Annotated in this window: 12 protein-coding genes; 2 read left to right on the top strand and 10 right to left on the bottom strand. The window is 71.6% G+C overall.

Annotated elements, in window-relative coordinates; all coding sequences use genetic code 11:
• Positions 1-123: 123 nt before the first annotated feature.
• Positions 124-1497 carry a histidine-type phosphatase gene (locus ACFYPN_RS23465; protein ID WP_389300762.1) on the bottom strand — a complete coding sequence of 458 codons (1374 nt, stop codon included), beginning with the start codon at positions 1495-1497 and terminating at the stop codon, positions 124-126.
• Here ACFYPN_RS23465 and ACFYPN_RS23460 point away from each other — a divergent pair.
• Positions 1496-2275 carry an AraC family transcriptional regulator gene (locus ACFYPN_RS23460; protein WP_389300967.1) on the top strand — a complete coding sequence of 260 codons (780 nt, stop codon included), beginning with the start codon at positions 1496-1498 and terminating at the stop codon, positions 2273-2275. The genes ACFYPN_RS23465 and ACFYPN_RS23460 overlap by 2 nt on opposite strands.
• Here ACFYPN_RS23460 and ACFYPN_RS23455 read toward each other — a convergent pair.
• From ACFYPN_RS23455 to ACFYPN_RS23420, 8 genes are all read right to left on the bottom strand, one after another.
• Complete coding sequence (locus ACFYPN_RS23455) at positions 2190-3164, bottom strand: alpha/beta hydrolase (protein WP_358757432.1); 975 nt, start codon at positions 3162-3164, stop codon at positions 2190-2192. The genes ACFYPN_RS23460 and ACFYPN_RS23455 overlap by 86 nt on opposite strands.
• A gap of 228 nt (positions 3165-3392) precedes the next feature.
• The gene (locus ACFYPN_RS23450; protein WP_358757430.1) at positions 3393-4040 is read right to left on the bottom strand and encodes a hypothetical protein; all 648 of its coding nucleotides are present in this window, start codon (positions 4038-4040) and stop codon (positions 3393-3395) included.
• A gap of 46 nt (positions 4041-4086) precedes the next feature.
• Positions 4087-5229 carry a cytochrome P450 gene (locus ACFYPN_RS23445; RefSeq protein WP_389300964.1) on the bottom strand — a complete coding sequence of 381 codons (1143 nt, stop codon included), beginning with the start codon at positions 5227-5229 and terminating at the stop codon, positions 4087-4089.
• A 181-nt stretch (positions 5230-5410) separates the two neighbouring features.
• On the bottom strand, positions 5411-6466 hold the full coding sequence (locus ACFYPN_RS23440; protein WP_358757428.1) for an NADP-dependent oxidoreductase: 1056 nt from the start codon (positions 6464-6466) through the stop codon (positions 5411-5413).
• Positions 6463-8163 (bottom strand): NAD(P)/FAD-dependent oxidoreductase, encoded by a 1701-nt coding sequence (locus ACFYPN_RS23435; protein WP_358757632.1) that lies wholly within the window; start codon positions 8161-8163, stop codon positions 6463-6465. Before ACFYPN_RS23435 ends, ACFYPN_RS23440 begins: the two co-directional genes overlap by 4 nt.
• 50 nt (positions 8164-8213) lie before the next feature.
• On the bottom strand, positions 8214-9896 hold the full coding sequence (locus tag ACFYPN_RS23430; RefSeq protein ID WP_358757426.1) for an NAD(P)/FAD-dependent oxidoreductase: 1683 nt from the start codon (positions 9894-9896) through the stop codon (positions 8214-8216).
• The gene (locus ACFYPN_RS23425; protein ID WP_358757424.1) at positions 9886-19287 is read right to left on the bottom strand and encodes a non-ribosomal peptide synthetase/type I polyketide synthase; all 9402 of its coding nucleotides are present in this window, start codon (positions 19285-19287) and stop codon (positions 9886-9888) included. Before ACFYPN_RS23425 ends, ACFYPN_RS23430 begins: the two co-directional genes overlap by 11 nt.
• 77 nt (positions 19288-19364) lie before the next feature.
• Positions 19365-20189 carry a sterol desaturase family protein gene (locus ACFYPN_RS23420; RefSeq protein ID WP_389300959.1) on the bottom strand — a complete coding sequence of 275 codons (825 nt, stop codon included), beginning with the start codon at positions 20187-20189 and terminating at the stop codon, positions 19365-19367.
• 821 nt (positions 20190-21010) lie between these two features.
• On the opposite strand from ACFYPN_RS23420, the gene proP reads away from it, so the two are divergent.
• Positions 21011-22501, top strand: a complete 1491-nt coding sequence (proP, locus tag ACFYPN_RS23415) for a glycine betaine/L-proline transporter ProP (protein ID WP_358757628.1) — start codon at positions 21011-21013, stop codon at positions 22499-22501.
• Between the two features lie 69 nt (positions 22502-22570).
• Here the strand turns inward: proP and ACFYPN_RS23410 are convergent, their stop codons facing one another.
• Positions 22571-23152 (bottom strand): N-acetylmuramoyl-L-alanine amidase, encoded by a 582-nt coding sequence (locus tag ACFYPN_RS23410; RefSeq protein WP_358757422.1) that lies wholly within the window; start codon positions 23150-23152, stop codon positions 22571-22573.
• Between the last annotated feature and the right edge of the window lie 104 nt (positions 23153-23256).

Genomic DNA, 23256 nt, shown 5'->3' with positions numbered 1-23256 from the left:
CCCTCGGAGGCGCGGGCGGGTGCCCGCGCCCCTCCGGGCCCGTCCGGCGGACACGGCGCGGACGGCCCTCCGGTCCGATCCTCGCCCGCGGAAGCATCCCGCGCATCCGGGGAGGGCGGCGCGTCAGCTCCGGCCGAAGCAGCTCCGCAGCTCGTCCAGGTCGTAGAAGTGGCTGCCCCGGGTGATCGGCTCGCAGGAGGACTTGAAGGCGGTCTCCTTCTCGTTGTAGAGCATGCGGACGAGGTAGCGCGTCCCGCCCGATGTCTGCTTCCCGTTCTTCACGGCGTGCCGCGGTCCGGCGAACAGGTCCCACTGCACGTTGGCCGCCATCGGCGCGACCTGCGCACCGCGCCACGCGTTGTTCTGGTACGTGTACGGGTGGTCGGGATCCGCGGACTCCGTGCTGCCGGGGAGCCCCAGCAGCACGGCGAGCGGCATGATCTCCTCGGCGTGTGTGAAGCGGAGGGCGGCCCCCTTGGCGCTGGCGCCCGCGGCCTTCGCCTCGACCTGGTCGAACAGGTCGTCGAGCAGCACGTTCGCCATGTCGTACGTGATGGTGCGCCCGCTGAACGAGGGACCCTTCTCGTAGAACTCCTCGGCGTCGTCGAGGTACGAGAACCAGCGCGCGTTCCGGGCGGGCACGAAGACGTCGAGGTCGACGTCCGGGGCCTCCACCCGCAGATCGGGCGCTGCGGCGTACAGCTCGTACAGCGAGCGAGCGAAGGCGACCCGGCCCTCGGCGGTCATGGCGGCGACGTAATCGGACGTGAACAGGCGCGACACCACGTCCTTCGCGTTCCGCGCCGTGTCCGGAGCCCCGTCGATCCGCGCCAGCACCGCCGCCAGATCGGGGTCGTTCGCCACGTACTCCTGGTAGCCGGCGTTCTGCGGCTGCTTGTGGAAGTACAGCAGGTTCTTGTCGGTGACCGGAGCCTGGACGAGGTCCGTCAGCTTCGGCTCGGCGGCGGTGAGTCCGCCCGTGAAGGCGTTGGCGCTGGCCGTCGCGCGGGCCACCCCGGAGGTCTTGACCTCGACGGGCTCCTGCGCGGCGACGATCGCGCGGAAGAGGGAGGGCAGCCGCCGCTCCATGCGCTCCGCGGTCTGCCGCTGCTCCCGGACTCCGCGGCCGGACAGCTCCCCGTACCCGACGGAGGAGGCGGCCGCGAGCAGCGACTCGACCTGCGGGCCGAGCCGGGCCCCGAGGCGGGTCAGCGCACCCTTGCCCTCCGCGTCCCGCAGTACCGCCAGCACCGCGTCCCCGTCCTCGCTGTCGGACATGGCGCGGGACCCGTGGCGGGAGACGCTCTCCGTGAAGACCGGGGTGAACGACGCGGGGACGGCCTCGTAGTCGCGCACGTCCTGCTGTGGGGCGTACGTCGTCTTCGTGGTGTAGAAGTGCTCACCGGAGGCGAGGGACCGGCCCGGGGCGTGTGCGGCGGCGGAACCGCCGCCGCCGGCGGCGGTGACCGCTGCCGCGGCCAGGACCAGAGCGGTCATGGAGGAGATCGTGCGCTTCACAGGGGTCCTCGGGTGCTTCGGAAGGGCCGCACGGTCGAGTGCGACGCCACGCAGGTTCACAGCACGGGCCGAACGATCTCCGACTTTCCCCCGAGCCCCGGGTGACCTGCGGGTGAACAGCCGCCCCCGACCCGTCGTCGGTCGGAGGCCGCGGACCCCCTGGTGCCGCGGATCAAGGAGTACACCGTCGAACACCTGGCTGATCCGGAGCCCTCGCCGGAGCGGATCGCCACCGCCCACTCATCTCCCTGCGCTACCTGCACCGGCCCTTCGAAGCCGAGGGGATGACCCTCTCCCGCTGGATACTGCGGCGGAGACTGGACGTGTGCCGGCGCGACCTGGCCCGGCGGGAGGCGTCCGAGGTCACGGTGGCCTCCGTCGCCACCGGTGGGGGTTCGTCAGCGCGGCCCACTTCAGCAGGGCGTTCCGCGCGACCTACGGCGTGACTCCGCGCGAGTGGCGCGCGCAGGCGTGGCGGCCCGCCCCGGAGGACCGGGGAAGCGCGTACGCCGATCCCGTCCGACCAGGGTCGGCCGGACGGGATCCGCGCTCTCGGCGTGTCCGCCCCCGCGCGGGCGGACGCGCCGGTTCAGCCGATCGCCCGGACCGCCGGACCGCCGGACGCCGGCAGGCGGGAACCCCATGGTTCTCCGTGGCCCGACGGTGTGGAATCAGGCGGAGTGCAGAGCGGCGCGCAGGACCCGGACGGCCTGCTCGATGGCGGCCCCCGCGGCGTGCGTCCCGCGCAGTGCGTTGAGCATCACGAAGTCGTGGATGATGCCCTGGTAGCGGACCGCGGTGACGGCGACACCGGCCTCGCGCAGCTTGTTGGCGTAGGCCTCGCCCTCGTCACGCAGCACGTCGGCCTCGCCGGTGATGACCAGCGCCGGCGGCAGCCCGGTGAGCTGTTCGGTGGTGGCGCGCAGCGGCGAGGCGGTGATCTCCGCGCGCTGGGCCGGGTCGGTCGTGTACTGGTCCCAGAACCACTGCATGCCGTCGCGGCGCAGGAAGTAGCCCTCGGCGAACTGGTGGTACGAGGGGGTGTCGAAGGACGCGTCGGTGACGGGGTAGAACAGCACCTGCTGGACCAGCGGTACGTCTCCCCGCTCCTTGGCCATCAAGGTGAGGGCGGCGGTCATGTTGCCGCCCACCGAGTCGCCGGCCACCGCTATGCGGCCCGCGTCGAGTCCCTTGCCCGCACCCTCGGTGACCACCCAGCGGGCGACCGCGTAGTTCTGCTCGATGGCGACCGGGTAGCGGTGCTCGGGAGAGAGGTCGTACTCCGGGAAGACGACGGCCGCGCCCGCGCCGGTGGCGAGCTCGCGGACCAGCCGGTCGTGGGTGTGCGCGTTGCCGAACACCCAGCCCGCGCCGTGGATGTAGAGGATGACCGGGAGGGTGCCGGTGGCCCCGGCGGGCTTGACGATGCGTGCCTTGACCGATCCGGTGGGACCGCCTTCGACGGTGATCCACTCCTCGGTGATCTCGGGCTTCTCGATGTCGCCGGACTGGACCTCGTCCACGGCCTTGCGGCCGTCGGCCGGGGCGAGGTCGAAGAGGTAGGGCGGGTTCGCGGTCGCCTCGGCGAACGCGGCGGCGGCCGGCTCCAGCACGGGGGCGGTCGGCGTGGCGGGGAACTCGGTCATGATGCGTCTCCTGTCGTCCGGACTCCGACGGGGCCGGGTCGGCCCACGGGGCAGCGCCCGGTGCGGAAAAGGGGGGTGATGACCAGGACGCTACGGCGCCGGAGCAGGGGTGACTTGCCCATGAACGCCCCGACTCTGTCCTCTCCGTGCGCAACACCCCGGTCCGTCCCGCACGCGTCCGCCCCCTCGACCGGTCGTACAGGTCGTACAGGTCAGGTCCTACCGGCGTCAGCCCGGGTGGTCCGGCGCTGCCCACGGGTCCCCGGTCTTCCCGGCCGTCTCCACCGTCGACGTGATCCGGACGACCGAGGGAGCGCGGGGTGCCGAGCCGAAGCCGAAGGTCACCGGCGGGTGGACCGGGGCGAGCCCGCCGAGGTCCCTCCCTCCGAGCGAGGCGCTCACCGACAGCACGCGGTGCTGGTCCCGTGCCCCGTACCACTCGCGCCGCCCCGGACCCGCGCTGCCGAGCGTACGGACACCGGGCAGCAGGCGGGCCGGCACGTCGCACACGGCGGCCCAGGTGTGGCTGCGGGCGAGCGGCGCCGGTACCGCGCGCAGCAGCCGTCCCAGCGCCGTCCGGTGACCCGCGACGAGGTCGAGGTCGAGCCGGCCCGCCCGGACGGACCAGCGGACCCCGTCGCGGCGGACGTCCACCGGCACCACCTCGACGTGGTCGAAGGTGTAGGTGTCCGCGACGAAGCCGGCCACCCGGCGGGTGGGAGCCAGCAGCCGGCGCTCACCGCCGGGGTGCTCGATCATCACGTCGCTGAACGCCCCGAACGGCGAGCGCGGCCAGTGCCCCAGCACCAGCCGCGTTCCCGAGGCGGTACCCGCGGCCACGATCCATCCGTCGAAGTACCAGCGCTGCCGAGTCATGCCCGCCAGTCTGTCCCGGGCGCGCGGAGATTACCCGTAGCGCCGCCTACCAGATCACCCCGAGCCGCACCGGACCGCGGGAGGTGGAACCCAGACGCCACCGGACGGAGGAGGCCGGCTCCGTCAGCCGGAGCCCGGGGAAGCGGGCCGCCAGGTGGTGCAGGGCCAGTTGCAGCTCGGTCCGGGCCAGCCACGCGCCCAGGCAGTAGTGCGGCCCCGCCCCGAACGACAGGGTGGGCGTCTCCAGTGGTGCGAACAGATCCTCGGACCACTGGGCCGAGAAGACCGCCGGGTCCCGGTTGGCCATGCCGCAGTCCGCCACCACCACCGCGCCGGCCGGGATGAACACACCTCCCACCTCGACGTCCTCGTGTGCACGACGGGTCGTGCCGCGGTCGTCGCCCAGCGGAATGCCGTGCAGCAGCCGGTCCGCCACCCGTCCCGCCTCCTCCTCGCCCGTGGCGAGCCGGGGCCAGCTCTCCGGGCGCTCGCCGAGCAGGTAGAGCAGCGAGTTGCTCAGCATGGTCATCGTGCTGTCATGGCCTCCGACCACCAGTCCGCAGACCAGGCTCACCAACTGCGCCTCGGGGATGCCGCCCTCCTCGTCGGCGGCGTGTACCAGACCGCTCACCAGGTCGTCCCCGGGGTCGCGGCGCCGCAGGTCCAGCAGTTCGGCACCGAACGCGGAGAATTCGGCCATGGCCGCGCCGACTTCCTCCGCGGGCAGGGAACCGTCCGAGAGCGCGTACTCGCTCCAGTGGCGCATCCGTTCCCGCACCGAGGAGTCGAGCCCCATCAGCCGGCTGATCACGGCCACCGGCAGGGGCAGCGCGAACGCGGCGACGATGTCCACGGGGGCTTCCCGCCGGGCCAGTTCGCCCAGGAGCTGCCCCACGATCGCGGCGATCCAGGGCCGCCAGCGGGCCACCGCCCTCGGGGTGAAGGCGCGGTGCATGGTGCGGCGCAGACGCAGATGCTCGGGCCCTTCCTGGTTGAACAGCAGGTCGGGGTCGTCGACGAGGACGGGCACGTCCGGCAGGGACGGCCCGTCCGGCGTGTACAGCCCGGCCCGCCCGAACCGGCTGTCGCCGAGCACCTGACGGACGTCCGCGTACCGGCTCACCAGCCAGGCCGGCGAGCCGTCGGACAGTTCGACGCGCTCGGGCGGACGCGGCACCCCGAACTCCATGCGGTGGAGCGGGGGCAGAGCCTGGTTCGCAGGATCAGTGTTGTCGGTGACGGGGGCGGACACACGGCCTCCTGGTTGTTCCGGATCGCCGTCGGAACCCGATCGGCGGGGTGGGAGAAGGGAGAGCGGTGGGGGCGGGGGGAAGCGGCGGCGGGGCGCGCGCAGAGGTGGTTACCGCTGTTCACAGCTCCACCAGCACCTTGCCCAGGTGGGCCGACCGGTCGCGGTAGAGGCTCCGGTAGGCGGCCGGGATGGTGTCGAAGCCGTGGTGGAGGGTGTGGTCGCACACGATCTCGCCCCGCCGGACCCGGCCGCCCAGCTCCTCGTGGAGGGCCCGCCAGTTCTCGTCGGTGAACCACTCCAGGGAGAAGATCCCGCGCACGGTCGTGCGGGGGAACATGATGTACGGCAGGAGTCTCGGACCCACCGTGTCCCGGCCCACCTGGGTCGCCCACTGCCAGCACACCGCCACCCGGCTGTTGACGTTGAGCAACGAGAACACCGCGTCCGTGACCGCGCCACCCAGATTGTCGAAGTAGCGGTCGACACCGCCCGGCGCCGCCCACTCCAGCGCGTCGCGCACACTCCCGACGTTGTCGCCCTGGCGGTACAGCACGACCGCGTCGAACCCGAGCCCGGTCAGGTACTCCGCCTTCCGCGGGCTCGACGTCGTGCCGACGACGCGGGCGCCGGCCAGCCGGGCCAGCTGCCCGACCAGCGTGCCCACCGCCCCGGACGCCCCGCTGATCACCAGGGTGTCGCCCGGGCCGGCGTTCAGGAAATGGGTCAGCGTGCCCCAGGCGGTCATGCCGGGGCCACCCATCGAGCTGAGCGCCGTCGCGAGGGGGAGCGCGTCGTCGAACCAGCTCGGGTCGAGCCGCCGGTAGGCCGGGAACACCATCGGGAAGGTGCCCGTCTGCCAGAGCGCTTCCGTTCCGTTGCTGACGAGATGGGACCGCCAGCCGCCGAAGCCCTGCACCAGGTCGCCCGGCCGGTGGGTGGCGCGCGGCCCGGCTTCCAGCACCTCCATGACCGAGTCGGCGCCCATGTGGCCGCCGAGCGGAGTGTCCAGCGCGATGCCCTGGAGGTAGGGATCGACCGACACGTACAGCGTCCGCAGCAGCATCTCGTCCGGCGCCAGGTCCACGTCGATGTCCTCGACGACCTTCTCGTAGATCCGGTCCACGTCGGGGGCGCCCTCGACGTGTTCCCGCACGACCCACTTCTTGATCTTCACTGGTGCTCCTTGTCCACGCCGGTGGAGGTGAGGTGGGCCGTGGCGGAGGGAACCCGGGGGCGCCTCGGCACCGGGATGACCAGGTGGGTCGGCGGGGGACCGCTGTCGTCGACCGACGCGGTGAAGGCCCTTCTGTCGTCGCGGCAGACGAACTGCATGACGTGCCGTCCGGCCGCGGCCGCACGGATCAGCCCGCCGGTGGTCGCCCAGACACCGGACAGATAGAAGTTCTCCAGCCCCGGCAGCCCGGGGCCGTGTTTCTTGACGAGCTCCTCCAGGGTCTCGCCGCTCTCCACGAACGGCTGCCACCCCAGCACGGTCCCGTCGTGATTGCCCGTGTACCTGACCTGCGTGAGCGGGCTCGACACGTCGCGTACGGCGATGGCGTCCCCGATGCCCGGGTAGCGCTCCTCCAGGAACCGCAACAGCGCCGTGCGCGCCCGCCGCTTCGCCGTGTAGTAGCCGCGCCCGTGCCGTACCGGGAGGGTGTGCAGCCGCTCGCCGCCCCGGGTCCGGGTGAGCTGCTCGGGGCCTTCGTCCAAGGCCCGCCAGGGAGCGATGTCGCAGAAGTACGTGGCGTAGACGACCGAGGTCCCGCTCGGCGACAGCTCCGGGTAGTGGCGGCTGCGGAACTGGACGTTGATGCTCGGGTGGCGGATGCCCGTCAGCTCCGCGGCCTGCGCCTCGTCCAGCAGATGGGTGGTGCACGGATCGCCCTCGGGGAAGGGGCGCTTGAGCCCCAGGAAGAGGGTGAAGTACCCCGGGAACACCATGCCCGGTTCGTGCAGGGTCCGGGTGTAGAGCCGCCGGTAGGCGTCGTTGAGATGGCGCCCCTTCAGCAGCTTCATCATCGTGGTGGGACCGTCGCAGGCCGACACCACGATGTCCGCGCGCATCTCGCGGCCGTCGCTGAGACGTACCCCGACCGCACGGTTCCGCTCGACGAGGATCTCCTCGACCTTGGTGTTGTACGAGACCCGGCCGCCGAGCCCCAGGTACCGCCGCTCGATGGACCGCGCGAGACCGAGGGAGCCGCCCTCGGGGACCCCCGCCGACAGGTTGGCGTGCGAGGCGAGCTGGAAATGGGTCGGCAGCACGGGGAAGTTCGGATGTCTCTCGTACAGCACGAAGTTGAACGCCTGCCTCAGCAGCGGGTCCTCGAACCGCGCGGAGTAGTCCGACATCAGGACGGAGATCGACTTGCGGACCGCGTTGAAGTACGGCAGGAACGACGCGAGCATCCGCCAGCGCTCGACCCGGCCCATCAGCCCGACCGGTTTGAGGAAGGGGTAGACCGCCAACGCCTTGCGGAAGGCGCGCAACTGGCGGCAGAAGTCCCTGATCCGCTTCGCGTCGGCAGGCGAGAGCTCGGTCAGATGCTCCTGCAGCCGGTCCGGGTCGGAGTAGAAGTAGACCGCCCGGCCGTCCGGCGCGCGCACGATGTTGAACACGTCGAAGTGGCGGATCTCCTTGCCCTGCAACGCGCCGAGCTCCAGCCAGATCTGGTGCATCTCGTTGCCCGGCCCGCTGCCCAGCAGCCAGCTGACGCAGGCGTCCAGGGTGAAGTCCCCGCGTTCCCAGGCGGTGCAGCAGCCCCCCGGGAGTTCGTGCATCTCCAGCACCTCGGTCCGGTAGCCGTTCATCTGCGCGTAGGCACCGGTGGAGAGACCACCGAGCCCCGCACCGATGATGATCATGGTTTCCCTGCCGCGCGACGGACGCGCCACGGTCCTGCTCCCCTCGGTCGTCACGCGCCGTTGCCCTCCTTGGCGGACCACCGGTCGAGCTGCGGCAGCCGCCCCAGCTTGCCGGTGTGCCACGGCCCGGAAGGGGTGCTCTCCCACGCCCGGAACGGGATGCCCAGCTCCTCGCAGAGGTACTGGGCGGCGAACCGGCCGGTGGACGCGGCACGGATCAGGCCGCCCATGCCGACCCACTGGCCCGCCATGGAGAACCCGCTCAGCCCGGGCAGCCGCATCCGGTCCTTGCCGACGAGGCCGGATGCCACGTCGTCGGCGTCCGAGAACGCCTTCCAGGCCAGGATCGAGCCGTTGTGGTTGCCGGTGTAGCGCCGGGTCGTGGCCGGCGAGGCCACGTCCACCAGCTCGATCCGCCCGGCCGTCTCCGGCCACCGCCGCGCCAGGAAAGCGCGTACGAACCCGGCGACCTGCTGCTTCTGCGCCCGGTACGCCTTGCGGTCGCTGCGGCGCAGCTCCTGCCAGTGGGCGTAGTCGCTGAAGTAGGTGCAGTGCACCACCGACTTGCCCGGCGGGGCGAAGCCCTCGGAGTAGCGGGACCGCAACTGGACCACCAGGCTCCTCTGCAGGGCGCCCGGCAGCCGGGCGGCGTCCTCGGGGCCCAGCAGGTACGTGGTGCTGTGGGCGTCCTCCGCCGGGAGCGGGCCCCGGATGCCGACGAAGGCCGAGACCACCGCGGGGAAGAGGGTGCCCGGCTTCTCCAGCAGCTCGTCGTAGAGCCGGTCGATCCTCGGGCTGCTCCAACGGCCCCCCAGCAGACCCTGGATCGTGGTGCGCCCGTCGCAGGCGGAGACGACGTGGTCGGCGTAGTACCGCCTGCCGTCGCGGAGTTCGACCCCGATCGCCCGGCCGTTCTCCACCAGCACCTTCTCGGTTCTGGCGCGGTAGGTGACGGTCCCGCCGAGCCCGGTGTACCGCTCCTCCACCGACCGGGCGAGCCCGAGCGAACCACCCTGGGGGAAGCCCGCGTTGCCGTGGTGGGCGGCGGCCATGTTGAAGAGGTAGGGGAGCAGCGGGAAGCCCTCCGGGTCCTGGAAGAAGATGTTCCTGAACGCCCTGCGCAGCAGCGGGTCCTCGAACCGGTCGGCGAACCGGTGCATGGGCGTCGCGGCGGTCCGCCAGAAGAGGCGGAAGGCCGGCAGCACCGTGCGCAGGGTCGCCGCCCTCTCCCGTACGGTCCGCAGCGCGGGCGCGGTCAGGAACGGATACAGCTCGATCTCGGTGAACCGCCGCAGATCACGGCAGAACGAGTGGATCAGCCGGGCGTCCGCCGGGGAGACGCGGGTCAGGTGCTCCTCCAGCCGGGCCGGATCGTTCCAGAAGGTCACCGACCGCCCGCTCTCGTCGACCACCTTGTTGAACAGCTCGAAGTTGGTGATGGACTTGCCGTCCAGTGCGCCCAGTTCACGCCACACCTGGTGCGCGTCGTTGCCCGCGGCGGTGCCGATCAGCCACTCGATGCAGTAGTCGAAGATGTAGCCGTCCCGGGACCAGGCGGTGCAGCAGCCCCCGGGCAGCACGTGCTTCTCGAAGATCCTGGTCCGCATCCCGCTCATCTGCGCGTAGACGCCGGTGGACAGGCCCGCCACGCCCGCGCCGACGATGATGACGCGGGGCTTGCTCCCCGGTGTGCGCTCCCGTCGGCCCCACTCGGGGCCCGCCTCATCCCGCATGGTCGGCGTCCTCCGTCAGCAGGGCGCGCACCAGCGCGGCGTTGCGGGGCAGGTGCTTGGGATCGAGCATGTCGGCATGGGTCCCGGACCCCTTCAGCACGCGTGTTCCGGTGGTGGAGCTGCCGTACCAGGCGCCGGGGGCACCGACCGCGTAGAGGCCGGCCTTCTCCTCGTCCGTCACCACCCCGACCGAGGCGGCCACCGTTCCCGTGTTGGGCGTCCGGCCGCAGAACTCCAAGTACTCCGCCGCGTGTTCGAGCACCGTGCGGGTGACCACCTCCGAGCCCGTGTGCAGATGGATGTGGCGGCCCAACTCCGCCTCGAAGGTCCTGATCCCTTCCTCGCCCGGCTCGTACGCCTCCATGATGCGGCGGGAGTCGAGCACCACCACCCGTCCGACCTCCCGGCCCCGCGACTCCAGCTCCTTGGCCACCTCGAACGCGAGGTTGCCGCCGAGCGAATACCCGAGCAGCAGGCAGGGGCCGTCCGGTTCGACCGACTCCACCAGATCGGCGTACCGCGCCACCTTGTCCTCGCCCGGCACGTAGTTGAAGGCGATGGTCCTGTGCCGCGCCAGGTGCGCCAGTTGCTCCGCGAGACCCCGGTAGACCAGGCCGTGGCCGCCCGCCGGGGGGAAGCAGAAGACGGGCCGCCCCGGGCCGGGGTTGAAGGTCAGATAGGGGAGCTCCTCGGCGGACGTACTGTTGACCAGTTCCTCCACCGCCGCGGCCATCCCGTGCAGCGTGGTGACCTGGTACAGCCGGCTGACCGGGATGCTGACGCCGAACTCCGTCCGCAGATGGTGGAGAAGCTCGATCAGCTTGATGGAGCTCCCGCCGGACTCGAAGAAGTCGTCCCCGAGACCAGGCCGTTCCACCCCGAGCAGAGCGCCCCAGTGCCGGGCCATGCTCACCTCGTACAGCGTCACCGGAGCCTCGTGCGCCTCCTGCCGGTCCCCGCCCACCGGCACCGGAAGCGCCGTGACGTCGACCTTCCCGTGCGGGGTGAGAGGCAGCGCGTCGAGTTCGGTGATGTGTGAGGGCACCATGTACGACGGCAGGGCCCCCGCCAGATGGCGGCGCAGGGCCCGCCGGTCCAGCACCGCCCCCGGCTCCGCCACGCAGTACGCGCAGAGCGTGGCGTCCCCCGCGGCGTCCGGGCGGACGGCCACCACCGCCCGGGCCAGGCCCGGCAGGCCCGCCAGGTGCGCCTCGATCTCGCCGATCTCGATCCGGTGGCCCCGCAGCTTGACCTGGTGGTCGCCGCGCCCGAGGAGGTGCACCCGGCCCTCCGTGTCCCAGCGGGCCAGGTCCCCGGTCCGGTAGAGGCGCTCCGGCCGCGCGCCCGCCCGTCGGCTCAGCCGCCGGGTGACGAAACGTGCGGCGGTCTGCTCGGGGTCGCCGGCGTACCCCAGGGCCACGCCCTCGCCCCCGATCCACAGCTCGCCCGGAACGCCCGGTGGCACCGGTTCACCGTGTGCGTCGAGGACATGCAGCGTGGTGTTCGGCAGAGGTCGGCCGATCGGCACCATCCATCCCGGCTCCAGACCGTCGGCGGGCCCCTCGAAGAAGGCGCTGTCGATCGTGGCCTCGGTGAGACCGTAGGAGTTGATCACCCGGGTCCCGGGCCCGCAGAGATCGCGCAGCCGGGTGTACTCCGCGACTTTCCACGCGTCCGAGCCGACGACGAGGAGCCGCAGGAAGTCGAGCCGCTCGCCCTCCCGCGCACAGTGGTCCATCAGGCCCCGTACGACGGCGGGGACGAACTCCGCGCAGTCCACCCGCTCCGCCCGCATGGTGCGCAGCAGCCGGGGCGTGTCGAAGATCAGGTCCCGGTCGGCCAGCACCAGGCTGCCGCCCGAGCACAGAGCGCGCACCAGGTCGCCGGTGAACACGTCGAACGAGGGCTCCGCCATCTGGAGATGGACCTCCGAACCGTCGAGCCGGTACTCCCGGCGCCACGCTCCGTACGCCGAGGCGAGGCTCCGGTGGCTGACCCGGACCGCCTTGGGGCGGCCGGTGGAGCCGGAGGTGTTGATCACATAGGCGGGGGACTCCGGGTCCGTCGGCACCCGCGGGGCCGGACCGTCCCTCTCGGCCCCGCGCAGACCGTCCGGCGTCGTCACGGGGACGGGCAGATCCCGTGCCCATCCGGCACGTGTGCCCTCGACGACGACCAGGTCCGCCCCGGTGGCGCGCAGCACGTGCGCGACACGGTCCGCCGGCTGGTCCGGATGGACCGGAAGATAGGCGCCCCCCGCCTTCAGCACGGCGAGCAGCGTGAGGATCAGCTCCGGCGACTTGTCCAGGCAGACCCCGACGACCGACTCCGCGCCGACCCCCAGCTCGCGCAGCCGCCGTGCTCGCGCGTTCGCCCGCCGGTCCAGCTCGCCGTACGTCATCCGCGCCGTGTCCCCCGACAGGGAGGGCATCGAGACCGCCACCGCGCCGGGCCGGGCGGCGGCGACCTCCTCGATCAGCCGGTGGACCGGGCGGTCCCGGTCGGCCGCGGAACCGGTGTCGTGGGCGGGCAGCGCCGAGGAGCCGCTCCACTCGCCCACCAGCCGCTCACGCTCCGGGGTGTCCAGCATCCGCAGCCGGGGCGTCGGGAGTCCGTCGGCCGCGCGGGTCATGCTGTCCAGCAGCTGGACGTAGTGCCCGGCCATCCTGCGGACGGTCGCCGGCACGAAGAGATCGGAGTTGTACTTGAGCACGCAGTGGAAGCGCCCCTCCGCCTCGTCCTCGTACGCCGACAGGGTCAGGTCGAACTGCCCTTCCTCCTCAGGGAGTTCGATGTACTCCAACCGGTAGCCGTACTGCTCGGTGGCCACCTTGTGGGTGAGCAGGATGAACATCGCCTGGAACACCGCCGAACGGCTCGGATCGTGCTGGAGCCCCAGTTCCTCGACCAGGAGCACGAACGGGTACTCCTGGTTGTCCAGGCCGTTGAGGACGGTGGAGCGGACCTGCTCCAGCAGCTCGGCGACCGTGGGGCCGCCCGACAGGTCCGCGTGCAGGGGCAGCGGGTTGACGAAGTAGCCGTAGACCGAGGCGAACTCCTGCTGGGTGCGGCCGGTCACCGGGCTGCCCACGACGACGTGGTCCTGCCCGGAGTAGCGGTGCAGCAGGACGTAGTACGCGCTCAGCAGCACCATGAACGGTGTCACCCCGTGCTGCTGCGCGAGGCCGTGCACCCGGGCGCTGAGGTCGTCGTCCAGGACGAAGAACTCGGAGGCGCCGTTGTGCGTCTGGACGGCCGGGCGTGGCTTGTCCACCGGAAGGTCCAGCAGCGGGACCTCGGCCGGGAGGTGGGAGCGCCAGTACTCCAGCATCCCGCGGGCCTCCGGGCCGGCCAGGAAGCGGTTCTGCTGGTTGAGGAAGTCGAGGTACCTCGCACCCACCGGCGGCAGCGCGGGCTCCCGGCCCTGCTTCAGGGATTCGTAGACGGCGAGGAGTTCCTCGATGAAGGTGAAGGTCGAGATCGCGTCCGAGACGATGTGGTGGACCGCCTTCATGATGACCCAGCGGCCCGGCGCACGCTTGAACAGGCGGAACCGCACCAGCGGATCGCGTTCGAGGTCGTACGGCTTGCGGTACTCGCGGATGATGGTCTGCCGGATCTCCTCCCACTCCTGGCCCTGGACGTCGAACAGGGCGAGGTCGGGCTCCGCCCCGGGCGTGGCCCGCTGCACCGGCAGCCCTTCCTCCAGGTGGAAGTTGGTGCGCAGCGCCGGATGCCGGGTGATGAGCCTCCGCACGGCCTCGAACATCAGGTCGGGTTCGAGTTCGGCGCGCACCTCCACCGCGCCACCGATGTTGTAGGCGTATCCGTCGGGGTTGAGCTGCTTGAGGAACCAGAGCGCCTTCTGGTTCTGGGTCAGCGGGTGACCGCTCTCGTCGGTGAACACCTCGACGGCCGACGCCGGACCGTCGCCACCGGCCGCATCGGCCGCCACGCGTTCCAGCAGCCCCTGGTACAACTGGTCGGCCAGCCGACCGACAGGGGTACCGCTCAGCAGGGCGACCACCGGTAGGGCGATCCCGAGATCGGCCTGCACCCTGGCCCGGAGCTCCATCGCGAGCAGGGAGTCGAGCCCGAGACCGCCCAGGCCGGCGGACGGGTCGATCTCCTCCCGCGCCGTGCGCAGCACGGTCCCGGTGAGCGAGGTGAACCGCTCGATCACGAGGGAGCGGCGTTCCGCCTCATCGGCGCGCCGGAAGAGGCCGAGGAAGCCGTCGCCCTCCTCGGCGGCGTGCTCGCGGGCGCTCGCGGCGAGTTCGGAGACCAGCGGCGGAGGCGTGTCGTACCAGGCCAGGAAGGTCTGCCAGTCGACGACCGTCGCCACCAGCAGCTGGGCACGGTCCTGCCCGATGACCCGCTCCAGCACGCTCATCCCGGCGTCCGGGGACAACGAACTCATCCCCCTGCTGTACAGGTAGTGGTCGACGAGGCCGAGTTCCTCGATCATGCCCGTCGCCCACGGACCCCAGTCCAGGCTCAGCGCGGGCAGCCCCTGCGCGCGCCGCCGGTGCGCCAGCGCGTCCAGGAAGGCGTTGCCGGCGGCGTAATTGGTCTGGCCCGCGGTCGTCAGCAGCGAGGCGATCGAGGCGAAGAGCACGAAGTGGTCCAGCGGCTCTTCCCGCAGATGGCGGTCGAGCAGGTACGCGCCCATGACCTTCGGCTCCAGCACGGCGTCGAAGGTGGTCCGGTCCATGTCGGCGACGAGTGTGTCGCGTACCTGCCCGGCGAGGTGGAAGACCCCGCGCACCGGGGCGCCGCCCCCGCGCCGGTACGCGTCGAGCCAGCCGGTGAGCGCGTCCTCGTCGGTCACGTCCACCGGTGCCAGGACCGGCTGAGCGCCGAGGGCCTCCAGTTCGCGCAGGAGCGCCACGGCCCTGCCCCGGCCGGTGGCCGGGTCGGTCGCCGCCCACTCCCGGCGCGGCGGAACCGGGGTGCGGCCCATCAGGATCAGCCGGCGGGCACCCCGCTTCACCAGCGTCCGGCAGAGGAGCCGGCCCAGTGCCCCGTACGCCCCCGTGACCAGATAGCTTCCGTCCGCGCGCAGCCTCAACGGCAGGGGGCCTGTCAGCCCCTCGGCGGGGCGGAGACGACTGGTCGCGCGACGGTCGCCCCGTAGACCGATCTCCTCCTCGTCGTCGGTCAGGAACTCGCGCAGCAGGGCCTCGGCGTCGGCGTGCAGGCCGGCCGCGCCGGGCGTCCGCACCGGGTCCAGGTCGACCAGCTTGCCGCGGTGTCCGGCCAGCTCCTGGTGGCGCAGCACCCGGGTGACGCCCCAGGCCGGAGCCGCGAGCGGCTCGACGCTCTCGCCCGGCGAGACGGGCTGCGCGCCCCGGGTGACCACGTGGAGCCGGCCACCGGTACGCCGTGCGGCGAGGATCCTGGCCAGTGCGACGAGGGAGTAGGCACCGGCCCCCGTGGCCCGCGCCAGGCCTTTGCGCTCGCAGGCCGCGAGTTCCGGGAGATCGAGGTTCCAGAGGTGGACGACCGTGCCGCCGAAGGGCGCGCCGTCCCGGTCCAGGTCCGCGAAGAGCCGCTCCAACTGCTCGGCGGACTCGGGCGCGACGGTGAACCCGCCGTCCCCGGGCAGCCGCCCCTGCGCGGCGCCTGCCCGCACCACACGGCAGCGGTCGCCCCGCGCGGTCACCAGCGCGGCGAACGCGTCCCCGAGGCCGCCGCCGTCCGCGAGGACCAGCCAGTCCTGCCCCGCAGGCCCGGCCGCGGTGCCACCCTCGGGGGCCTCGTCCCAGGGGCGGTCGATCCAGGTGGGCTCGGCGAGCCAGGAGTCGATGGTGCTCCGGGAGACCGCGGCCGACGTCTTCTCCACGTCCGCCGCGCGGAAACCACGTAAGCGGCCGAGCGCCGTGCCGTCCTCCGTGTACAGCGCGAGGTCCCCGACGAGCTCGTCACCGTCGCTGCGCGACACCGTGCCGTGCACCCAGAAGGGCCGGTCGCCGATGGGGGAGAGGCTCATCTCGTCGAGCGAGAGGGGCAGCCGGATCCCGGTACCCCGCGAGGCCGCCTCTCCCGCCAGGATCTGGGGCGTCAGCAGGCTCTGGAAGCAGGCGTCCAGCAGCACCGGGTGGATGTGGTGGCGGGAGGCGTCGTCACCGATCGCCGCCGGGGGCCCGACCCGTGCCAGCACCTCGTCGGTGCCGATCCAGACCTCCTCGATGGCCCGGAACGCGGGGCCGTAGTGGTATCCCAGCGCGGCCAGCCCGGCGTAGCACTCCTCGGCGCCGAGCCGGTGAGCGCTCCGTCCCCTGACCGCGTCGACGTCCAGCGCGGGTCCGGCCGAACGCCGCTGCGCGGAGCGGACCACCCCGCTCGCGTGCACCGCGCGTTCCGCGTCCGGTCCGGCGGGGACGGACGCGACGGTGAAGGTTCCGTCCTCCAGTGACACGGAGAGCCGCACGGTCCTGGCCTTGTCCTCGGTGAGGAAGAGGGCCTTGCGCAGGTCGATGTCGGCGAGCACCGCATGGGTGCCGCCGGTGAGGGTCCGGACCGCCTGGGTCGCCATCTCCAGGTAGCCGGCCGCGGGGAAGACCACGGTGTCCTGGATGCGGTGGTCGGCGAGGTACGGCAGGGTCTCGGTGTCGAGCCGGGACTGCCAGGTGGGTTCGGTGTGGCCGGTCCGGCGACCCAGCAGCGGGTGGTCGAGCCGACCGAGCCGGACCTGGGCGACGGAGCCGGGCTCCGTCCAGTGGCGGTCGCGCCGCCAGGGGTAGCGGGGCAGCGGGACCGTCTCGCCTTCGGGATGGAGCACGTCCCACGCGATGGGGACGCCGAGGTTGTGCAGGGTGGCGAGGGAGAGGGCGAAGCGCTCGCTCTCGTCCTCCGCCCGGCGCACCGAGGGCACGGAGACGGCCGTCCTGCCCCTGGCCTCCAGGCACTCGCGGATCGCGTGCCCGAGCACCGGGTGCGGGCCGACCTCCAGGAAGAGCCGGTATCCGTCGTCGGCGAGCCGGTCCACGGCGGCCCGGAAGCGCACCCGGTCGCGGACGTTCCTCCACCAGTAGTGGGCGTCCAGCTCGACGCCCTCGGCGACACCGTCAAGCCCCGTGAGGTAGAGGGGAACGCGTGCCGGGCGGGGCGTGATGTCCGCCAGGGAAGCCAGTAGTTCGTCCTTGATCCTGTCCATCGCGGCGCTGTGGTAGGGGACTTGGACCGCCAGGAACTTGGTGAAGACCTCTTCGGCGCGCAGCGACCGGGCCAGCTCGGCGAGCGCCTCCTCGTCCCCGGCGAGGGTGACCGAAGCAGGGCTGTTGACGGCCGCCACCGAGATCCGCGCCCCGAAGGGCCGCACCCGGTCCTCCGCCTCTGCCTCGGGCAGACCGACGGCGACCATGGTGCCCGCCCCGGCCAGGGTGTGCTGGAGACGGCTGCGGTGGACGGCGACGGCGACCGCGTCCTCCAAGGAGTAGACGCCCGCCTCGTAGAAGGCCGCGATCTCGCCGGTGCTGTGCCCCACGACCGCGTCCGGAACCACTCCGTACGAACGCCACAGGGCCGCCAGCCCGATCTGTACCGCGAAGTTGGCCGGCTGCGACAACCAGGTCTCCGCCATCCGGGACCGGTCCTCGTCGGCCGTCATCTCCTCGAGGAGGGACCAGCCCGCGAGGCGCCGGATCTCCCGGTCGCACGCGGCGACCGCGTCCCGGAACACGGGCTCGCTCGCCAGCAGCCCGCGTCCCATGCCCCACCACTGCGGGCCCATGCCGGTGAACACCTGGACCAGCCGGCGGTCCTGGGGATCGAGTCGCTTCGACCGGACCACCCGGGGGTGTTCCTCACCCCGGAGGTACGCGGCCAGGGCCTCGTCCAGGGACTCCCGGGAGGAGTGGACGACGGAGAGCCGGGACTCCAGGTGCTGGCGCCGGCGCGCGAGGGTGTGTCCGAGATCGGTGAGGGAGACCGCCGGACCCCGCGCGCCGGCGAGTTCGCCGCGGACGCCCTCCGCGATCGGTGCGAGCGCGTCGGGGTGCCGTGCGGTCAGCGGGAGGATGTTCCACCCCCGCTCCGGCACGGGGGACACGGCGGGGCCGGAGGCACGCTCCGGTGCCTCCTCCAGGACGATGTGCGCGTTGGTGCCGCCGAAGCCGAAGGAGTTCACACCGGCCCGGGCAGGCCCCTCGTGCGCAGGCCACGCGGTGACCCGGTCGGGGATCTCGTACGGCGAGGAGTCCCGGTCGATGGCCGGGTTGACGCGCTCCAGATTGATGTGCGGCGGGATGGTGCGGTGCTCGAGCGAGAGGGCCGTCTTGATCAGTCCGGCGATTCCGGCGGCCGACTCGGTGTGCCCGATGTTCGCCTTCACCGAACCGACGTAGCACCGCGCGCCCGGGGCGCGCCCGATGGCGAGGGCGCGGGACAGGGCGTTGGCCTCGATCGGGTCGCCGACCGGCGTGGAGGTGCCGTGCGCCTCCATGTACTGCAGGTCGCCCGGGGTGATGCCGGCCTCGGCGCAGACCTGCCGCACGAGCGAGACCTGGGCTTCTCCGTTGGGGACGGTTATGCCATTGGTCCGGCCGTCCTGGTTGACCCCGCTGGCCAGGATCACCGCGTGGATCGGATCCCCGTCCCGTACCGCGTCCTCCAGCCGCTTCAGCGCCACCAGGCCGACGCCCTCGGCGCGTACGTATCCGTCCGCCGAGGCGTCGAACGTGCGGGAACGGCCCTCGGGCGAGAGGAACCCGCCCTTCGTCTCCGCGACGGTGTACTGCGGCGCCATGTGCAGCAGGACCCCGCCCGCGAGCGCCAGATCGCTCTCCCGGCGCTTCAGGCTCTGGCAGGCCAGGTGCACGGCGACCAGGGAGGAACTGCACGCGGTGTCGATGGAGAGGCTGGGACCCCGGAAGTCGAAGGAGTGCGAGATCCGGTTGGACACCATCGTCATCATGGTGCCGGTCGCGGTATGGGCCGCGAGCGTCTCGAAGCTCAGGTCGGCGAACTGCAGGATCTTGTAGTCGAGCGTGAAGGCGCCCACGTAGACGGCCGTGTTGCTGCCCGCCAGGTCCGCCGGCCGCTGCCCGCCGTCCTCCAGGGCCTCCCAGGCCACCTCCAGGAGTTTGCGCTGCTGGGGGTCCATGTGGTCGGCCTCGCGACGGCTGATGCCGAAGAAGGCGGGTTCGAACTCGTCGAAGCCGTCGATGTATCCGCCACGGCCGCCCACCAGCCGCCCGGGTTTGTCCCGGTGACCGCTCCGGTGCGTGGTGACGTCGTAGCGGTCCGGCGGCGTGGGGATGACGCAGTCCTTGCCGTCCAACAGGTTCTGCCAGAAAGCACGGTGGTCCGAAGCTCCGCCGGGCAAGCGGCAGCCGATGCCGATGATCGCGATTTTGCCCGTCGAAACGTCGTTGGTCGCGTCAGCCAAGTTCGCACACTCCTCATCAAGTGGTCGCGCAGCCGCAGGCGGCGCCCAGGTCAGCGGTGCGGGGCCCGGAGGCCCTTTCAGGCGATGCCGTCCCCGGGCCGCTTCGCGCGGCGCCACGGACGGAAGAGACTGCCGAGGATCTCGTCGGTCCCCGGGAACGAGGTGGGATCGCTGAGACCCACCGCGGCCGGCTCACGGCCGGGCCGCCAGGTGAAGCTGCCGAAGAGGTGGTCCCAGCAGGACAGGTCGGAGCCGTAGTGGCCCGCCTCGGACAGGTCCGTGCTGTGGTGCAGACGGTGTTGTTCCGGGCTCGCCAGGACGTGGTTGAGCCGGCCGATCCGCACGTCGACGTTGGCGTGGACGAAATAGCCCTGCGCGGCGACGAAGAGCCCGGTGGCGAGCACGGCCTCCTGGGAGAACCCGGCGAGCGCCAGGGTGAGCTGCACGAAGCCCTGGGCGAGGACGATGTCGAGGACGTGGTTGACGCCGTTGTTGGCGACATTGACCTTCCGCGGGACGTGATGGACCCCGTGGAGCCGCCACAGGGCGGGATTGGTGTGCCCCAGCCGGTGGACCAGATAGCCGGCGAGTGAGCCGCTCAGCAGAGCCACGGGTATCTCGGCTCCCAGGGGGAGGAGTGGGTCGGCCGGGGAGATCATCCCCACCGCCGAAGTGACGGAGAACTGCGCCAGCGCGCTCCCCGCCATGGTCAGCAGGAAGTAGACGCCGTACCAACGCCATTCCGCCCCCTCGGGGTGCCAGTCGCGCCGGTGCGGAATCAGCCTTTCGAGGACGGTGAGATACATCAGGGTTCCGACGAGGAAAAGAGAACTCACTCGTTCGGGATTCCAGTCCAGCAGCAGCGCCGCCGCGGCCACCAGGAAGGTGGCCGTCAGAAGCACCGGATAGGCGAGGGAGCCGAGAACGCGCCGCCCGGTCGGGAGCGTGGAACGCCGCGGTGGCGTGTTCGCCGTGGAGGGGGCGGTGTCATCTGTGGGCCATTCGTTTCGGTGCACCCGAAATCCTCCGTAGGGATGCGAAATCAGCCTCGGTCCTGCGCCGTTGCAGGGGGTGGGGCCGTCGAATGCATGCGGAAGTCTCAGGGGGCGTACGGGAAGGTGCGCTGTCTTCTGTGGTAGCGCCCGTGCGAAGTCGGCTCCATGGGCGGCGGGAAGCAATCCCTGCGGACCGGGTGACCGATGTGGTCACCCTTCTTTTTTCGCCCTCTGCGAGCTCGGTTGATTCTTTTCCGCTTCCTGCGGATTCAATCCTCGACCGACGAATGGTTGAGCCTGTCCCCCGGAGAGCCCGTAGTCGGCCCCACGATTATTGAACAGGGGCTCGTGCGGATGCGGAACAGGGTCCGGGTATCTGTCGCCGATGTGAGTGACTTAGTCATGTTGGCGTTCTTATGTAGTTTTCTCAATATCATTTTTATGTATCGGGGGAGGTGCCGGGGAAGAGCTTCCCCGTGAGCCCCGTGAGCCACTGGCCCACCGGGGACGCCGCTCGGCCGTCACTCGTGCGACCCACCCAGGAGGCTTCCGGCGGGGCGTTGCACCAGACTCTGACGCACCGATGATCTTTACTCCCCGTCCGGGTGACGCCGCGGAAGGTGAGGCGCCGAGAGCCCTCGGAAAGGGGCGGACGCATGGCCGGACCGAGGAAACGGCCGGGGGCGCGCCGGCCCCGCCCCAGGCGGGACAGCCAGGCCGTGGACCGCATGTTGCGCACGGTCGTACGCCGTCGCAAGAAGTCCTTCCGCGCCGAGGACGTCACCGTCACCGATCCGCCGAAGGTGCGCCGGGCGGTCACCGCCGCCGCACTCGGCAACACCATGGAGTGGTTCGACTTCGGCGTCTACGCCTATCTGGCCGGAACCCTGGGCAAGGTGTTCTTCCCGTCCAGTTCACCCGGGGCCCAAGTGGTGTCGACCTTCGCCACCTTCGCCGCCGCCTTCCTGGTACGACCGCTCGGCGGGCTCGTCTTCGGCCCGCTCGGGGACCGGGTGGGCCGGCAGAAGGTCCTCGCGGTCACCATGATCATGATGGCGGCGTCCACCTTCGCGGTCGGCTTCCTCCCCACCTACGCCGCGGTCGGTTTCGCGGCTCCCCTCCTGCTCCTCGTGTGCCGGCTCGTGCAGGGCTTCTCCACCGGCGGGGAGTACGCCGGAGCGACCACGTACATCGCCGAGTACGCCCCCGATCAACGGCGCGGCTTCCTGGGCAGCTGGCTGGATTTCGGCACCTTCGTCGGCTACTCCCTGGGCTCCGGCCTGGTCACCGTCCTCACCGCCGTCCTCGGCACCGACGGGCTCACCGACTGGGGCTGGCGCATCCCCTTCTACGTCGCCGGACCCCTGGGACTGATCGGCCTCTACATGCGCATGAAACTGGAGGAGACACCGGCATTCCAACGGCAGGAGGAACAGGCCGAGGCCCAGGCCGAGGGCGACCCGGTGGAGCAGGCGAGGCAGTCGGGCAAGGGCCGGCTCAAGGAGATCTTCTCCCAGCACTGGGAGGCCGTGCTGATCTGCATGGGCCTGGTGCTCCTCTACAACGTCACCAACTACATGGTCACGTCCTACCTCCCCACCTACATGTCGGAGACCCTCGGTGAACCCGAGACCACCTCGCAACTGCTCGTCCTCGGCACGATGCTGCTGGTCGTCCTGACCATCACGACGGTGGGCCGCAGCTCCGACCGGTGGGGCCGCCGCCCGGTGTTCATGGCCGGGAGCGTGGCGCTGGTGGCGCTCTCCGTCCCGGCCTTCCTGCTGATCCGTCAAGGGGGCATCCTGCTGCCGGCCTTCGGCTGCGCGATCCTCGGCCTGCTGCTCGTCTGCTTCGCCGGGACGTCGGCGTCCACCCTCCCGGCGCTCTTCCCCACCCGTATCAGGTACGGCGCGCTCTCGATCGCGTTCAACATCTCCGTCTCGCTCTTCGGCGGCACCACCCCGCTGTTCGCCGCCGGGCTCGTGGAGGCCACCGGTAACGACATGGTTCCCGCCTACTACCTGATGGTGGCGGGCGTCATCGGGCTCGTGTCCACGCTTTTCCTCCACGAGACGGCGGGCCGCCCGCTGCGCGGCTCCGGACCCATGGTGGAGACACGCCAGCAGGCACACCGACTGGTCTCGGTCAGCCGCACCACCGCGGGCCGGCAGGCGCGCGACGTCTGGTTCCGGCTGCGCCACGGGCGACGGCGCGGCTGACGGCACGGCTGCCGATGACGAGGGGGAGCGGGCAGCCCCGGGCCGGCGTGCGAAGGGGACCGGCTCTCCTCAGGCAAGGCGGACGAGCCGCAGATAGCGGTCCCAGTCCCAGAGCCGGCCCGGATCGGTGTGGTCCGTGCCCGGCACCTCGTAATGGCCGACGATGTGCCGGCGGTCCCGGGGTATGCCGTGCCGGTCGCAGATGTCGGCGGTGAGCAGCGCGGAGTGTTCGTACATCGCGGCGGTGAAGTACTCCGGACGGTCCACCCAGCCTTCGTGCTCGATGCCGACCGAACGGACGTTGTACTCCCAATTGCCCGCGTGCCAGGCGATGTCCCGCTCCGGTACGCACTGGGCCGTGTAACCGTCGCCGGACCGCACCACGTAGTGGACCGACACCTTCTTCGACGGGTCCTGGAAGATGCCGAGCGTCTGCGTGAAGGTCTGCTGGGTCATGTGGACCACCACCCGGTCGACGCGCCGGGGCGAGGTGCCCGGAGAAACGGAGTAGTTGGCGGACGAGGCGCGTGCCCAGCGCGCGTGCGTGCTGTCCGTGCCCGCCGCGGGTGCGTCCACGGCGCGCGCCGGGGCCGGCACGAGCAGACCGGCCGCCGCGCCGGCCGTCGCCCGGAGAATTCTTCTGCGGTGCATCGGTGCTCTCCAGGGGTGCGTGCGGATCACGGGCGACGCCCTCCGGAACGGTGGGTACCGACGGGTCCCCCACGGACGGGCGGGTTCGCCACGAACGACGAGCC

The sequence above is a fragment of the Streptomyces sp. NPDC005576 genome (genome assembly GCF_042871745.1).
Taxonomy (GTDB): domain Bacteria; phylum Actinomycetota; class Actinomycetes; order Streptomycetales; family Streptomycetaceae; genus Streptomyces.
This window is presented reverse-complemented; position numbering and strand designations above follow the sequence as displayed.

Coding starts and splice junctions, on each gene's coding strand:
- ACFYPN_RS23465 (WP_389300762.1), bottom strand. CDS start 1,497: ATGACCGCTCTGGTCCTGGCCGCGGCAGCGGTCACCGCCGCCGGCGGC.
- ACFYPN_RS23455 (WP_358757432.1), bottom strand. CDS start 3,164: ATGACCGAGTTCCCCGCCACGCCGACCGCCCCCGTGCTGGAGCCGGCC.
- ACFYPN_RS23435 (WP_358757632.1), bottom strand. CDS start 8,163: ATGATCATCATCGGTGCGGGGCTCGGTGGTCTCTCCACCGGTGCCTAC.
- proP (WP_358757628.1), top strand. CDS start 21,011: ATGTTGCGCACGGTCGTACGCCGTCGCAAGAAGTCCTTCCGCGCCGAG.
- ACFYPN_RS23430 (WP_358757426.1), bottom strand. CDS start 9,896: ATGCGGGATGAGGCGGGCCCCGAGTGGGGCCGACGGGAGCGCACACCG.
- ACFYPN_RS23445 (WP_389300964.1), bottom strand. CDS start 5,229: ATGGAGTTCGGGGTGCCGCGTCCGCCCGAGCGCGTCGAACTGTCCGAC.
- ACFYPN_RS23450 (WP_358757430.1), bottom strand. CDS start 4,040: ATGACTCGGCAGCGCTGGTACTTCGACGGATGGATCGTGGCCGCGGGT.
- ACFYPN_RS23410 (WP_358757422.1), bottom strand. CDS start 23,152: ATGCACCGCAGAAGAATTCTCCGGGCGACGGCCGGCGCGGCGGCCGGT.
- ACFYPN_RS23460 (WP_389300967.1), top strand. CDS start 1,496: ATGGAGGAGATCGTGCGCTTCACAGGGGTCCTCGGGTGCTTCGGAAGG.